Here is a 15,316-nt window from a genome sequence, read left to right on the forward strand (position 1 = left end):
TATGACATTATACCTAGTTTATATATAAAATAATGGGAAAGAGACATTTAAGCGACAAAATAATATTAAAATTGTAGAATAAAAAAAGGCGGAAATATGAAGTTAAAACTTTATCTTTTTATCATATTTGTTATATTTAATATACTTGTACTTTCATTAACCGAGATAAATAAAGATGAAAGAATCGACATAGCGTTAAAAACACATCTTAATACCCTAGATAAAAATTTCAAAAGTATCCAATATCAAGAAAAAATTTTAGTACAAAATACTTTAGAGTTTATTCAAAAAAACCTCATAGATCTTTTAGAAAAACTTCCCGACTCAAGTGAAGAAGAAAAAAATAGTTTAAGAAAAAAAATATATGAAAAGTTACTGCTTAAATATACTCAGCTCAAAAAAAACGGTGTATATCAGTTTCAATTTACTTTAGAAGACAATAGAACTTTTTTACGTATGCATAAACCTGATAAGTACGGCGATGACCTTAGCCAAATCAGATATAGTTTAAGACATGTAAATAAAACCAAACAACCCGTAGTAGGATTTGAAGGCGGTAAAACAACCAATGCTCTGCGATATGTTGAACCTTTATTTGACAAAAAAGGCAACTATATATGTGCAGTTGAGATCTCTTTTTCAACTGCATATATACAAAACTATCTAACAAATATCAGCAATCTACATTCACACTTTTTGGTACATAAAGATACTTTTTCAAAAAAGGTATGGGATAAAAACAAATTTAAATCAAAATATATAGAAGCTGCAGAAGATGATGAATATATGATGACCTTAACACAACAGCACACACAAAAAACTTGTATATCAGACAATAAAAATAAACTAAAAAACTACACAGATATAATACATACCAAGATGCATAAAGAAAAACCGTTTGCCATATATGTAGAACACGATACAAAAGAACATTATAATTCTGGACGTGAAGATGAACATATAGACGTTGTTTCCTTTTATCCTATTTATAATACTCAAGGAAACACATCAGCATGGGTAGTTTCATATGCTATAGATGATTTTATTAAAGCTACGTTATATGGAGCTAGACTTACGCAAACAAGTTCATTTATTATTATGTTGGTTCTTTTTTACTTTATTTATAGAGTTTTTAATCAAAAAAAAGAACTAGAGTTAAAAGTTGCAGATAGAACAAAAGAACTTCAACTAAAAACTCAAGAGTTAAAAACATATTTTGACTCTATGCCCGATGGATTGGCTGTTATAAATCTAAATACGCAACTAATTACTAATGTAAACAAATCATTTGAAAAATTGACCGGATATACAAAAGATAAACTTATAAACTATACCAAAGACATAATAATTCCAGAGAAAGACATCGATTATGTAAACAAACACTTTAAACAACATATAAAGGGAAAAGACCATATTGCAAAAGAGATTCCTATATTAAATAAAGATGGACATATAACTTACTGTGACGTGGCAGCAAAGAGATATGACATAGAAGAAACACCGTTTATTATAGGTGTATTTAGAGATGCATCTCAAAGATTAAAACTCGAACAAGAACTAATCGAAGCAAAAGAAAAAGCAGAAGAATCTGCAAAAACAAAAAGTTACTTTTTGGCAAATATGTCACATGAGATAAGGACACCTATGAACGGTATTATAGGTATGGCTCATTTAGCTTTAAATACAGACTTAAACAAACAGCAAAAACACTACATAAACAGAATCGACACTTCTGCAAAATCACTTCTTGGTATTATAAACGATATATTGGATATAAGTAAGATTGAAGCGGGAAAACTCGAAATAGAAAAAACAAGCTTTAATCTTTTTGATATGATAGAACATGTAATAAATATGATTGAAGTCAAAGCATATAACCAAGGTCTGGACCTTATTGTAAACTATGACTTAAATTTAGGTAAAATATATTACGGGGATAGTTCTAGAATAAGTCAAATACTCATAAACCTTTTGTCTAATGCAGTTAAGTTCACTCAAAAGGGAGAGATAATACTTGAGGTAAAAGAAGACGGCAAAAATCGTGTAAGGTTTGAAGTAAGAGATACCGGTATAGGTCTTACTAAAGAACAAAAAGACAAATTATTTCATTCTTTTACTCAGGCAGACAGCAGTACAAGTAAAAAATACGGCGGAACCGGCCTTGGTTTAGCTATATCTAAAGAGTTGGTTGAAATGATGAACGGTAATATATGGGTTGAGAGTAAAGTCGATGTTGGAAGTAGTTTCATATTTGACATCGAACTAAGCAAAGATCGCTTAGCAAAACCTTTTTCAACATTTAACGGTAAAAAAGTTCTTTTGATAGACGATAGTGAAAGTTGGTTGGACATATTAACATATCAATTAAACTCGTTTGGTCTGGATGTAGAATCTGCACTAAGTGCCAAAGAGGGTATAGAACTTATAAAAAATAAAAAAGATGACTACGACTTAATCTTAATAGATTGGGATATGCCTGATTTTAACGGTATAGATGCATTTAAAATAATACATGAAAAATTTGGTGTAGAAGCTAGAAAAAATATCCTTATAAGTGCACACCATAGAGATATTTTAAGCGATGATATGGAGAGTGCGAATATAGAAAACTTTTTACATAAACCTATAAACCCTTCATATTTAAATGATATGTTATCGGAAATATTTTTAGGTGAAGATAGTATAAAAAAATATGACACAAATTCTGATAAAGAGTTAGAAAACCAAATCAAAACGTTAAAAGGAAGCAAAGTATTACTGGTAGAAGACAATGAAGTAAATCAAGAACTTACATTAGAATTATTAAACGATAGCGGTATAAAGATAGATATAGCATCCAATGGGCTTGAAGCAATTAAAAAATTTGAACAAAACTCTTATGAACTTATATTGATGGATATTCAGATGCCTTTGCTTGACGGTTATGAAGCTACTAAAAAAATAAGAAAAACAGATAAAAATATCCCGATAATAGCCTTAACCGCAAATGCTATGACCGAAGATATAGAAAAAGCTCAAGAAGCAGGGATGAATAAGCATCTAAGCAAACCTATCGAAGTCGATAAACTTTTTAAGACCTTACTAAAATACATAAGTAAAAAAACAGATATAACAGAAGAAAAAAGTAATGACTCATATACTATGGATATTCCTAAGTTCAATACTTTAGATAAAGAGTACGGTTTAAATCTTGTTTCGGGTAAAAACAGTGCATATATTCAGGTACTAAAAGGCTTGATTAAGTATAAAGAAATAGACTTTGATATTATGGAAGATGAAGATCTTAAAAGAGCTATGCATACTCTAAAAGGCATTAGTGCGAGTGCGGGAGCTTTATACCTTAGAGATTCGGCAGAGGAGATAGAAAAAAATCTAAACAGGACACTTTTACCTCAACTTGTTATAAATCTAAATGAAATAATTAGGGAAATAGAAGAAAAAATCAATTTAAACAGTATCGAAAAAATAGAGATTAGCAAAGAAAAAAAAGATGAACTTTTTACTAAATTAAAAGAGGCTCTCTCCACAAAAAGGGCAAAAAATATTAAGCCTATAATAGAAGAGTTGGATAAATATATACTGGATGAAGATGAGAATAAAATTTTTAAAGAACTAAAACATCTGTGTTCAAAGTTTAAGTTCAAACAAGCACTAGGACTTTTAGATGGATAATTTAAAAACAATATTAATTATAGACGATGCAGAAATAAACATCAATGTCTTAATGGAACTACTTGACGATAAATATGACATTTTAGCTTCTTTGGATGCCAAAGACGGACTCGAAATACTTAAAGAAGAAAAAGTAGATTTAATATTATTAGACATCATTATGCCAGAAATTGACGGTTTTGAAGTTTGTAAAAGATTAAAAAGCGATCCTGATACTAAAGATATTCCCGTAATATTTATCACGGCAAGTACGGATGAGGATTCAATAGAGAGAGCTTATGACGTAGGAGCTGTCGATTATATAACAAAACCTTTTAAAGCTAAAGAGGTATTATCCAGAATTAATACGCATCTAGCTTTATCCGAGCAAAAAATAATTTTGGAAAAGGACCTTGAAGAAAATAAAATTCTTCTAAATCAATATAAAGAAGTTGTTGATATTAGTGCTATAGTCTCAAAAACAGACCTTAAAGGTAGGATAACCTATGTAAATAAAGCATTTACCGAAATATCGGGCTACTCAAAAGAGGAACTTATTGGCAAAAACCATAATATCATAAGGCACCCGGATGTTTCAAAAAATATATTTAAAGATATGTGGAAAACTATTCAAAGTAAACATGTATGGCAAGGAGAAGTAAAAAATCTCAAAAAAGACGGTGGATACTATGTTGTCCAAAGTGTTGTCATGCCGATACTTGATACTAAAGGGGATATTGAAGAATACATCAGTGTCAGATATGATATTACAGATACATATGATTTACAAAAAGAGATTGAACATACCCAAAAAGAAGTTGTATTTACCATGGGTGCTATAGGTGAAACAAGAAGTAAAGAAACCGGAAACCATGTAAAAAGAGTTGCCGAATACTCTAGAGCTTTAGCTAAACACTTAGGCTTAAGTAAAGAGATAGTTGACTTGATAGCAGATGCATCCCCTATGCATGATATAGGAAAAGTAGCAATTCACGATAATATTTTACATAAACCCTCAAAACTTACCGATGATGAATTTGCAATAATGAGAACCCACGCCGAGCTTGGGCATAAAATGCTTGCCCATTCTGACAGACCTCTTTTAAGAGTAGCTGCAAGAATAGCACTTGAACATCACGAAAGATGGGACGGGAATGGTTATCCTAGGCATTTAAAAGGAGAAGACATCTCTTTGGAGGGCAGAATAACCGCTATAGCAGATGTATTTGATGCACTAGGATCAGACAGGGTTTACAAACAAGCTTGGGACGATAAAAAAATCTTTGAATACTTTAAAAAACAAAGATCAAAACAGTTTGATCCAAAGCTTGTCGATATATTTTTTGACAACTTAAACGAGTTCTTAGAGATACGCGAAACATTTAAAGATGTCTAAAAATTTAAAACCTAATATTTAAACCCGCATAAACTCTTGAGGTTTCAATACCGTCATACTTAAGAGTTCTATATTTTTCATAATAATGTTTCAGCTCATCAAAAATCTGTTGAGATGAAGCATATTTGAAAAAGTAACTAAAAGAGTTACTAATATCTCCTGAAACTCCGATACCTACACCTAAATCCGAAAAATTTAAATCTTTGAAATCGATTTTCAGATCTCGAAGTTTATTGTTTAGATAAACAAACGGTTCAAAGTGTTCACTAACCTTGATAGAATATCCGAATCCACTTTTAACTTTAAGAATCCCTGTTTCACCGGCTACGTCTATGGTATCGGCTTTAAGAGATATAAGAGCAAAGAGTAGAATAAACAAAATACTTTTCATAACAAATCCTTTAAAGTAAAGTATATTGTTTGCATACTACTAAAAGCTAGGGGGAAAATATAACAATGTGAAAACATTATTAGCAACCTGGCGATCTCAACAATGCTTGAGACCCATGGCTTTCCGTCCTTACTTCACAGTAAGTTTGGCAATCAACAGTTTCCATTGTAACATAATTTTTTATAAATATCAAACTTTTATATTTGTTTTAATAATGATAAAAAATTAAAACTAAACAACTTTACAAATAATATCACCAATCTCTTTGTTAAGTGAAGATGCAACAACAGAGCATTTTACTTTGAGTAAAAAACATATATCGCCTCTGTGTGAAGGACTCATACATTCATAATTTCCCATCCCTTTTGAGATGATCAAGTCTGCATTGTCAAACAACTCTTTTGCCTCTTTTGTTGCTCTGTTATATGTAAATCCCGGTGTATTTACACCCGAATCAACAAGCTTGCATATATTATCAAAGCCCGCTTCTTTTGCTTCTTTTATAGTTACATCATTTATAATAGGGTTTCCACGTACCATATATGTAATCTCTACATTTGGATAAAGTTCATTCAAAGTCTCTATAAACATATAATCAAATATATGCTCACCTACGTTATCTCCGATAATAACTATATTTTGTGCTTTTTTTAAGTTCTCTTTTAAAAGTTCAAAGTCATTGTGGGCAAACTGGGTATGAAATATTTTTTCAAGTTCATCTTCTAGGTCAAACTCAACTTCGGCAGCCAAGTCTATAACATTTCCCGCTACTGCTATTTTTGTAGCGGTTAATAGTTTATCTTTTGAGTTTGTTAATTTTTCTTGTAAAAGAGGTACAAAACTGAGTGCTTTTTGAGTAGAATGTTCTTTTACCTCATCATAGAGGTCTTTCTTTTTAGCAATACGTGCCATCTCCTCATATACATATGAAGCAATTTCAGGCGGAGTATCATCAAATGAGAACTCTTTGCTCAGATTCTTAACGGTTGAAGTTAGTTTATTTGATAGTATATCATCCGCTTCAATAGCGTTGGCTACTTTAGCACTTTGATTTATGATACATTCAACACATTCGGGAGATATTGTCATTAAAACAGATATGTCCTAGTTTGTATGTTCATCAATAGCTTTGTTCCACATTAGTTTATATTTACGACGCATAAATTCAACTTCTTGTTGTGAAAGTTTTAGTTGTTCTTGGAGGGTATGGATAGTTTTTCTATCCTCATCATAAAGCTCCTGCAAAGATGCAAGTGCCTCTCTTAAAAACTCATTTTCCGTTTTTACGGCTTGTAGTGTTTCATCTTTTGAATCGAGAACTTTTTCATGAAGGTTGATAATAGTGCCTATTGTTTTTTCAACAAATTCAGGTTGCACTATCATCTCATGAGTGTTGTGCTTAGAGAGTTCCTGCAATTTTGCAGGGACTACTACTTCTTGAGCACCTTTGGATGGATCTATATATCTAACACCGTCTTCAACTTTCACACTTAGTTTTCCGCGATCACATAAATCGTCTATCGCATCCATCTCTAAGCCCGTTAGTTCCATATACTCCGTATCACTCATCCACTTCATAAATATTCCCTTTTGTTTATGCTTCTATGATTGTTTCAATCTCCATAGAGTCTGTTTCAACTTTTTTAGCTTTTGCTATTCTATCTTCTTTTAACTTTACTGCTAATTCTTCATTATCAAGTGCTAACATCTGCATTGCTAAAAAAGCCGAATTGATAGCACCTGCTTTTCCTATAGCTACTGTAGCAACTGGCATTCCAGCCGGCATCTGAACAGTTGAGAGTAGTGCATCTATACCGCTTAGTGCGGATGCACTCATAGGTACACCGATAATAGGTTTAACCGTTTTAGAAGACAAAACACCTGCCAAATGTGCAGCCATACCCGCTGCTGCAATAAATACTTGTGCACCTTTTTCTTCTGCTTTTTTAATATACTCTGCAGTTCTCTCAGGTGAACGGTGTGCAGATGATATAACCATTTCATAGTTAACACCAAATGCTTCTAGTGTATCCGAACAAGACTTCATAACTTCATAATCACTTTTTGAACCCATTACTATTGAGACAAATTTCATTAATTTTTTCCTTTTAGAGTTTTTATTTTTGGAATTATATCAAATTTTATTGTTTAGGATAAGTTCCCATATCCGGATGAGACGGAACTCTCAAAAATGTATATTGAGGCATTTTCACTGGAAGTTCTATAGGGTTCACGTTTCCACTGTGTACAGACTCCCAAATCTTTCCGTTTTGGGCTTTTAATTGCTTAAATTTCAAATAAACTCTACCATCACGCTCATATGTAGTTCCAATCTCGTTATCAACCATCTCTATCTTGCTTCCAAGAGGCATATGCACTTCAAGCTCATCTCCAGGCAGGGTCTTATATTTACATAAAAAATGTGTCCCGTTTTCATCTACCTGACCACTCACCTGATGCGTACCAAGCTGCATAGTAAAATCCAAGCTTTGGGTATCGTGTTTCTCAAACGGACGAGATATTAGATACGCATCGGTATATCCGCGATTTTGAAGAGATTCAAGTTCATATTGATATTTATCGGTATCAAGCTTATCTTCATAATAATCGTCAATTGCCATACGATAAGCTTTTGCAGTTGTAGCCGCATAATAAGCTGTTTTTGTGCGCCCCTCGATTTTTAACGAATCAACAACACCGCTATCTAAAATCTCTTTTATGTGTGATGCTAGATTTAAATCTTTTGAGTTCATTATGTATGTACCGACACCCTCATCCTCTTCAAGTTTAAAAAGAGTACCTGTCTCGGGATTTGCAGCATACATCTCATAAGGGAAACGACAATCATTTGCACAACTTCCGCGATTTGGAACACGCCCACTCTGAAGTGTAGATATAAGACAGCGACCACTGTATGCAAAACACATAGAACCGTGAACAAATACTTCTAGTTCAAGTTCAGGTAACTCTTTTTTTATCTCTTTTAAATCTTTAAGGCTTATCTCACGAGCTGTAATGATACGGGTAGCACCCATAGCTGCATATACTTGTGCATCTAGGACATTCATTACGTTTGCCTGAGTCGATAAATGTAGAGGTATATCAGGGACTAAATCATGGCACAGTTTTAAAACACCCGGAGTTGCTACGATAAATGCATCAGGCTTCAGTTCAGCCATTGCAAGTATATGTTTTTTTAAAAGTTTTAATTGGGAGTTAAAAGGGAAACCGTTTATTGTTGCATAAACTTTTTTACCTCTCTCATGGGCATATTTGATACCTTCGGCAAAATCTTCCATGGTAAACTCTTTTCCACTTCTAATACGTAGAGAAAAATGGCTTACTCCGCCATACACGGCATCTGCACCGTAATCAAGTGCAATTTTTAATTTTTCTAATGTCCCTGCCGGGGAAAGTAACTCAACTTTATTCATATATTGTTATTTTCCAAACTGTTCAAGTAGTGCTTCAATATCATCGGTAGATGCCAATTCATTATGCGTATCTCCGACAATATGCTGAGCCGAAGATACACGTTTCTCATCATCAACCTTACTCTCAAAAAGTGTGTTCATATATTTTGAGAGTGCGCGCATTACGTTAATAACACGCTCAATCTTTTGACGGTGAATATCTTGATACTGCATAATGTCCATAACGTTCATAATATCATCACCGCTCATCTGAAGCATCTCTAATGCTATATTCGCATCTTCAAGGGCAGATTCGTTTTTTGAAAGTTGAGTTTTAAAAGCTTCAACTTCCGGAAATTTTGTACTTAATGTAGTAAATAACTCAACATTTGAATTGATTACTTCAACAACATTATTAACATTTTCCTCTTTTTCCATCAGCTCATTTGATATATTTTCTATAATATCAAAAATTTCACTCGCTTTTTCTTCACTCTCTTTAGTTACGTCATCTAACTGATGTACCATTTTATTTTCATCAGTTGCAGGCAGAGGCCAATGATGTGCAGTTCTTTCACTGTATCCGGCAGGAATATCTTCCCCTTCTTTTGCTGCCTCAACTTCTTCTATTATCTCTTCGGCTAAATCTTCGCTTGATTCCTCTTTTACACTCTCATCTAAAGAGTCAAGATCGACATCACCATTCATCAGTGCATCTAATTCTTCCTGAGTCATAAAGTTTTCCCTAAATTAATTTAATTAACACTATAATAGCATAAAATATATTAAATAAAGAGAATGCTGATGATAGTAGATTTACATAACCATACTACTCTGTGCAACCACGCTGAAGGCAGTATTGAGGAGTATATTGAACAAGCGATAACCAATAAAACCAAGTACTATGGTTTTTCAGATCATGCACCTATGAAATTTGATCCAAAATACAGAATGGATTTCTCCGACATGGAAAAGTATGAACATAATGTTCTTAATGCAAAAGAGAAATATAAAGACAAGATAGAGATTCTTTTGGGATATGAAGTCGATTATTTAGACGGTTATATGGATGAGAGAGTATTAAATAGTGATGTAGATTATCTTATTGGTTCTGTTCACTTTATTGACAAGTGGGGTTTTGATAATCCCGAATTTATCGGCAAATACGAAGAAAAAGACATAGATGAGATTTGGCAAAAATATTTCGATTCGATTGAAGATATGGCTAAATCAAAGCTTTTTGATATAGTCGGACATTTAGATTTAATAAAAGTTTTCAAATTTTTACCAAATAAACCAATTTTAGAGATAGCTAAAAAAGCCCTTTTAGCTATAAAAGAAGCAGATATGGTTATTGAACTAAATGCTTCTGGATTTAGAAAACCGATAGCCGAAGCTTATCCGTCACTTGAATTACTTAAATATGCTTATGAGCTGAATATACCGATAACTTTTGCATCAGATGCTCACTCACCGGAGCAAGTCGGATTTAGTTCTCAAAAACTTGTTGAAATGGCAAAAAGTGTCGGATATAAAGAATGTGCCGTCTTTAAAAATAGAAAAAGACAGCTTATTGAGTTTTGATAATTACGATTTAGTATTTACCAACCACATTGAGAATATATCTAAATAATCCCAAAAGGACTGGATATATTCTTCACTAATTCCCTCATCAACCAAAGATTCTAAAAGTCCTGCATATAGTGTCAGCCAAACTTTTCTACCCTGCTCGTCTATACGAAACGGTGCGTGGCGTCCTACCATCCTCGGCTCGCCTCTAGTCTGTTCAAAGTATCTAGGACCACCGGAAATTTGAATTAAAAAATCAAAAGCATGTTTTTTTGCTTCTGCAAAATCTTCCTCGTCGTGTACGGGAAATAAAAAAGAAATATCACTTTTTTCTATTAAATCGTAATGATCATATACCAATTTTTTAAATCTTTCTTCTCCGACTTCGTGTAAAAATCCTGGATGAGGCTTTGTCACCGGCGGTCTTACACCAAATTCACCGTCTGTAACCGTTAATTTCATTTTAAACCTTGTCATAAATTTGGTAAAATTATACAAATTATTACTTAAGAGAAGATATGAACGTTAATCCTGATTTTTCACCGTCTATAAAACTTATGAAACCTTACTTTCTACTCAGTTCTTTTTTTTATTTTATAAGTTTTATAGTACTTTTTTTTATTCCCTTTGATGCAGACTTAGATGATTTTAAACTTATAGGTTGGGTTCATATCTATATGCTGGGATTTATCATGCTATCAATCTTCTCTGCAATGTCCCAACTTGCTCCTGTCGTAGTTGAGACAAAACATTACAATGTTAATATTTTTAAATACCTGTATAAATTTTTACTCTCAGGCTTAATTCTTTTGATTTTTGGTTTTTTTTATAATGCAACATTTTTAATATACGGCGGTTTTTTGGTTTTGGTTGCTATGAGCATCTATGCGGTAGAGTTATTGCTGACATTAAAAAACACAAGAAGAAAAACCAGCATTACAAAAGCTATGTGGATGAGTAATATATTTTTGCTTATAGGGATAATTAGTGGAATCATTATGTCATGCGGTTTTTCCGGATGCCTTGATATAAACCCTCACTCTGTACTAAAAGCACATACTTTCGGCTTGTTAGTAGGTTTTATACTACTTTTGATAATGGGTATATCGATAATACTAATACCTATGTTTGGTTCATCAAAACGTATAAGCGACAACGAATTTACAAAGAGTTTTTATACTTTGGCTTTTGCCGTTGTACTTATGCTTCTCTCAAGTGTTTTTTCATCTGTTAGCTTGGAATACTTATCTTACTTTTTAACTATTGTTTCTATTCTTCTATATTTTTATCAACTATTTTCTATGGTTAAAAGCAGAAAAATTATTGAGCATGATATATGGGCTAAGTATATGTATGTCGGATTTGTTTCTTTTTTTGTTTCCTTTTTGTTACTTTTCTCATACATTTTTAATAATAATGAAGATATTTTAAAACTTGGTATGTGGATATTGATAGTTGGTTTTTTTAGCTTTTTAATCATAGGAAACCTTTACAAGATAATCCCTTTTTTAGTTTGGTTTCATATATATTCACCTCTAGTAGAAACTCAAAGTGTCCCTATGCTACAAGACTTAACACCCAAGAGACTGGCAAATTTACAATGGTTTTTAAATACGACGGCTTTGATATTATCTTCTATATCTTTAACTCTAAATAATCAACAGCTTTTTTTCGGTTCACTGCTTATATTTAGCATCTCCGCTTTTATTTGGTTACTAATAATTAACAAATTTCTAAAGTAAAAATACAAAAGTCTCATTTAAAGTTGTGATTGTATAATACTCTCATAATAATTAAAAAAAATACAAGGAAATTGTAATGGGAAAATATTTAGAATTAACAGGTGCAGATTTTGAAGCAACATTGAGTGAAGGTGTATCTTTAGTAGATTTTTGGGCTCCTTGGTGTGGTCCATGTCGTATGATTGCTCCGGTTATTGAAGAGTTAGCCGAAGAGTATGAAGGTAAAGCTAAAATCTGTAAAGTAAATACAGACGAAGAACAAGATATAGCTGTAAAATTCGGTATCCGTTCTATCCCTACTATCATGTTCTTTAAAGACGGTGAAATGGTAGATCAAGTTGTAGGGGCACAATCTAAACAAGCTCTAGCAGAAAAAATCGACGCTCATTTAGCGTAAGTTTTCAAGGGTAGTCGTGGCAAAAAGTAAAGGAGGTAAAAGCCTCTTTTCTCTTTCCACACTTCTTGCTTCTTTTTTTGGCTCGGCACTTATAGCCACAGCCTTTGCATACTTCAACTACAAATTTTCAGAATATAAATTTATAGATTTTAAAGAATGGGTTTTTTACGAAAAAAGTAATATTTTTACACCCAAAGAAGAAAAATATGTCGTCGTGTTTTACTCATCTAGGGATGCAGATACTCAAAACAAACTTGCAAATACCAATTTGAATATACCTATAATTGCTATTGATTATTACAACACGGTTAGAGAAAATTCTGATTCGACAACTTTTTTACGCTCTGGCACAAAGAACTCACTAAACTTTATTCAGAGATTTAATATATATGAATCCCCATCTATTTTTTTTATAAAAAAAACAAAAGATACTCTTTATAAACAAGATAGTATGATACGAAAATTAGATAATTTGGATGCTTTATCAAAAGAAGTAGATAAACTATAAAATAGAATTAAGGAATATAAAAATGGCTATTTTGGATTGTGCAATTATCGGCGGTGGACCTGCCGGACTTACAGCAGGATTATATACGACTCGCGGTGGATTAGAAAACGTAGTTATGTATGAAAAAGGGATGCCCGGAGGTCAGATTACAAACTCTTCAGAAATTGAAAATTATCCCGGTGTTACAGGTGAAATTACGGGTATGGATCTGATGCAGCCTTGGCCTGAACAATGTCAAAGATTTGGACTTAAACATGAAATGGTTGAAGTAACACGTGTTAGTAAAGAGGGAGATATATTTAAAATATATCGTGGTGACGGAAAAGTTGATGAAGCACATTCTGTTATCATAGGAACCGGTAGCCGCCCACGCCGTGCAGGATTTAAGGGTGAAAATGATTTTTTTGGAAAAGGTGTGAGTACTTGTGCTACGTGTGACGGTTTTTTCTATAAAGGTAAAGACGTTGTAGTTATAGGCGGCGGTGATACTGCTTTGGAAGAGGCACTTTATTTAGCGAAAATATGTAATAAAGTTTACCTTGTGCACAGACGCGATACTTTCCGTTCAGCTCCAAATACGGTTGAACGCGTAAAAAATACGGACAATATCGAACTTGTTCTAAACTCGTCTCCTGAAGAAGTATATGGTGATGCTATGGGTGTAACGGGACTAAAAGTAAAAAATAAAGACGGCGAGATTCGAGATATCGAAGTTCCCGGTATATTTACTTTTGTCGGCAATGATGTAAACAACCAAACTCTTATGCAACAAGACGGCTCTTACCTTTGTGACATGAACGAGCAAGGTCAAGTTATAGTTGACATAAGTATGAAAACTTCATGTGAAGGTTTATGGGCTGCAGGAGATATGCGTATAGCAGCTCCAAAGCAGGTTGTATCTGCCGCAGGTGACGGTGCAGTTGCAGCTCTTCAAGCTATATCTTACGTAGATGAGAAGTTAAGCTAAACTATCTCGTCCAAGATATCATCGTATTCTATTCTTGAAACCGAGTTTTTCTTGGTTTCTTTGATTATTAGAAGAAGTTTATTTATCATCATATTTGTAGAATCATTTTTACAAGCGGAATCTATAGCTATACATGAAGTTGTATTTTGAAAATGACTATCTAGTTTAGAAAGTAGATTTTTTGCAGCTTCGTACGCTTCTGATTCGGATGTATAGCAAAACATTATAAAATGATGATGATTATCGAGCTTTATTATTTTGTCATTTTTTCTTAAAAAGCTTCCAAACAAAACTAAATCTATATCTTTTTCATGATATACTATGGCACTTGAAGTATTTGATTCATACCTTTTACATGCATCATGTACTCTGTTTACTTCTGACTCTAATCTTATTTTTGTTTGTTCATCTAAATTCATTTTATGCCTTTAAAAAAATTATACCACCTTTTTTTAACAAAAATAAAATAAAGATTTGATATCATTTTAAAAACAATAAACAAGGTAAATTATTATGACAAGAGTTGGTGTATTTGGTGCAAATGGTCGCGTTGGTAAACTAATACTAGAAGATTTAAAAACAACTGACGATATCTCTTTAAGCAGTGTCTTTGTTAGAAATAATCTTGATTTTAATGTTGATCCTTCAGTTTTAGTATCATCGGATATAGATGCTTTTTTAAATGCTTGTGATATAGTTATAGACTTTTCTCTCCCTGATGCATGTGAAGTTCTTTTAGAAGGTGCGCTTAAACACCCTAAACCACTTGTAATAGGAACAACAGGTTTAAGCACTCATCAGGCAAATCTTTTAAAACAGGCAAGTGAAAAAATGCCCGTACTATATGCAACAAATATGTCACTGGGTGTAGCCTTACTGAATAAACTTGTTTATCAAGCATCAGCGGCACTTGAAGATTTTGATATTGAGATAGTAGAGATGCATCATAAACATAAAAAAGACAGCCCAAGCGGAACTGCACTTACACTGAGTGAATCGGCAGCACGCGGACGCGGACTTGATTTAAACAAAGTTAGAGTAAGTGGGCGTGACGGAGATATAGGTGAAAGAACTAAGGACGAAATCGGTGTTATGGCTCTTCGCGGTGGAGATATCGTCGGTCGTCATACCGTAGGTTTTTATAATGATGGCGAGTTCATAGAACTCAACCACACGGCAACTTCAAGAAATACATTCAGCAAAGGTGCTATTCGTGCAGCTTCTTGGCTTGTAGATAAAGAAGAGGGTCTTTATACTATAAGTGACTGTTTAGAACTATAAA

The 15,316-nt window shown here is 33.1% G+C and carries 16 protein-coding genes and 1 riboswitch; of the genes, 8 read left to right on the forward strand and 8 right to left on the reverse strand.

Going from position 1 to position 15,316, the window contains the following annotated elements; all coding sequences use genetic code 11:
• The first annotated feature begins 96 nt into the window (after positions 1–96).
• Together FJR48_RS10285 and FJR48_RS10290 are read left to right on the forward strand one after the other, a co-directional pair.
• Complete coding sequence (locus FJR48_RS10285) at positions 97–3,672, forward strand: response regulator (RefSeq protein WP_152308039.1); 3,576 nt, start codon at positions 97–99, stop codon at positions 3,670–3,672.
• Positions 3,665–5,047 carry an HD domain-containing phosphohydrolase gene (locus FJR48_RS10290; RefSeq protein ID WP_152308040.1) on the forward strand — a complete coding sequence of 461 codons (1,383 nt, stop codon included), beginning with the start codon at positions 3,665–3,667 and terminating at the stop codon, positions 5,045–5,047. The genes FJR48_RS10285 and FJR48_RS10290 overlap by 8 nt, the downstream gene beginning before the upstream one ends.
• A gap of 4 nt (positions 5,048–5,051) precedes the next feature.
• Here the strand turns inward: FJR48_RS10290 and FJR48_RS10295 are convergent, their stop codons facing one another.
• The 6 genes from FJR48_RS10295 to FJR48_RS10320 form a co-directional block, all read right to left on the reverse strand.
• A complete protein-coding gene (locus FJR48_RS10295; RefSeq protein ID WP_152308041.1) occupies positions 5,052–5,438 on the reverse strand; it encodes a hypothetical protein in 387 nt (128 codons plus the stop codon).
• 78 nt (positions 5,439–5,516) lie between these two features.
• Positions 5,517–5,598, reverse strand: a riboswitch (cyclic di-GMP riboswitch).
• 71 nt (positions 5,599–5,669) lie between these two features.
• Positions 5,670–6,527 carry a damage-control phosphatase ARMT1 family protein gene (locus FJR48_RS10300; RefSeq protein ID WP_152308042.1) on the reverse strand — a complete coding sequence of 286 codons (858 nt, stop codon included), beginning with the start codon at positions 6,525–6,527 and terminating at the stop codon, positions 5,670–5,672.
• 15 nt (positions 6,528–6,542) lie between these two features.
• Entirely contained in the window at positions 6,543–7,016 is a 474-nt protein-coding gene (locus FJR48_RS10305; RefSeq protein ID WP_152308043.1) for a DUF3972 domain-containing protein, read from the reverse strand.
• 16 nt (positions 7,017–7,032) lie between these two features.
• Positions 7,033–7,533, reverse strand: coding sequence for a 5-(carboxyamino)imidazole ribonucleotide mutase (gene purE, locus FJR48_RS10310; protein WP_152308044.1), 501 nt, complete (start codon positions 7,531–7,533; stop codon positions 7,033–7,035).
• 46 nt (positions 7,534–7,579) lie between these two features.
• Positions 7,580–8,872 carry a peptidase U32 family protein gene (locus tag FJR48_RS10315; RefSeq protein WP_152308045.1) on the reverse strand — a complete coding sequence of 431 codons (1,293 nt, stop codon included), beginning with the start codon at positions 8,870–8,872 and terminating at the stop codon, positions 7,580–7,582.
• 6 nt (positions 8,873–8,878) lie between these two features.
• Complete coding sequence (locus FJR48_RS10320) at positions 8,879–9,586, reverse strand: chemotaxis protein (protein ID WP_152308046.1); 708 nt, start codon at positions 9,584–9,586, stop codon at positions 8,879–8,881.
• A gap of 69 nt (positions 9,587–9,655) precedes the next feature.
• Between FJR48_RS10320 and FJR48_RS10325 the strand changes: the two genes are divergently transcribed.
• On the forward strand, positions 9,656–10,435 hold the full coding sequence (locus FJR48_RS10325) for a histidinol-phosphatase (protein ID WP_152308047.1): 780 nt from the start codon (positions 9,656–9,658) through the stop codon (positions 10,433–10,435).
• A 3-nt stretch (positions 10,436–10,438) separates the two neighbouring features.
• Here FJR48_RS10325 and FJR48_RS10330 read toward each other — a convergent pair whose 3' ends face one another.
• Positions 10,439–10,882 carry a globin domain-containing protein gene (locus FJR48_RS10330; RefSeq protein WP_152308048.1) on the reverse strand — a complete coding sequence of 148 codons (444 nt, stop codon included), beginning with the start codon at positions 10,880–10,882 and terminating at the stop codon, positions 10,439–10,441.
• A 56-nt stretch (positions 10,883–10,938) separates the two neighbouring features.
• On the opposite strand from FJR48_RS10330, the gene FJR48_RS10335 reads away from it, so the two are divergent.
• From FJR48_RS10335 to trxB, 4 genes are all read left to right on the forward strand, one after another.
• On the forward strand, positions 10,939–12,162 hold the full coding sequence (locus tag FJR48_RS10335) for a hypothetical protein (protein WP_152308049.1): 1,224 nt from the start codon (positions 10,939–10,941) through the stop codon (positions 12,160–12,162).
• Between the two features lie 76 nt (positions 12,163–12,238).
• Positions 12,239–12,559: a thioredoxin gene (gene trxA / locus FJR48_RS10340; RefSeq protein WP_152308050.1), complete on the forward strand. Its 321-nt coding sequence runs from the start codon at positions 12,239–12,241 to the stop codon at positions 12,557–12,559.
• Positions 12,560–12,575: 16 nt separating this feature from the next.
• Positions 12,576–13,067, forward strand: coding sequence for a hypothetical protein (locus tag FJR48_RS10345; RefSeq protein WP_152308051.1), 492 nt, complete (start codon positions 12,576–12,578; stop codon positions 13,065–13,067).
• A 28-nt stretch (positions 13,068–13,095) separates the two neighbouring features.
• The gene (gene trxB, locus FJR48_RS10350) at positions 13,096–14,034 is read left to right on the forward strand and encodes a thioredoxin-disulfide reductase (RefSeq protein ID WP_188108648.1); all 939 of its coding nucleotides are present in this window, start codon (positions 13,096–13,098) and stop codon (positions 14,032–14,034) included.
• On the opposite strand, the gene FJR48_RS10355 is transcribed toward trxB, so the two are convergent.
• Positions 14,031–14,453: a hypothetical protein gene (locus FJR48_RS10355; RefSeq protein WP_152308053.1), complete on the reverse strand. Its 423-nt coding sequence runs from the start codon at positions 14,451–14,453 to the stop codon at positions 14,031–14,033. The genes trxB and FJR48_RS10355 overlap by 4 nt on opposite strands.
• Before the next feature lie 94 nt (positions 14,454–14,547).
• Here FJR48_RS10355 and dapB point away from each other — a divergent pair, with 94 nt between their 5' ends.
• Positions 14,548–15,315 (forward strand): 4-hydroxy-tetrahydrodipicolinate reductase, encoded by a 768-nt coding sequence (gene dapB, locus FJR48_RS10360; RefSeq protein WP_152308054.1) that lies wholly within the window; start codon positions 14,548–14,550, stop codon positions 15,313–15,315.
• Position 15,316: the final 1 nt, after the last annotated feature.

This window comes from Sulfurimonas lithotrophica, from assembly GCF_009258225.1.
Taxonomy (GTDB): Bacteria; Campylobacterota; Campylobacteria; order Campylobacterales; family Sulfurimonadaceae; genus Sulfurimonas; species Sulfurimonas lithotrophica.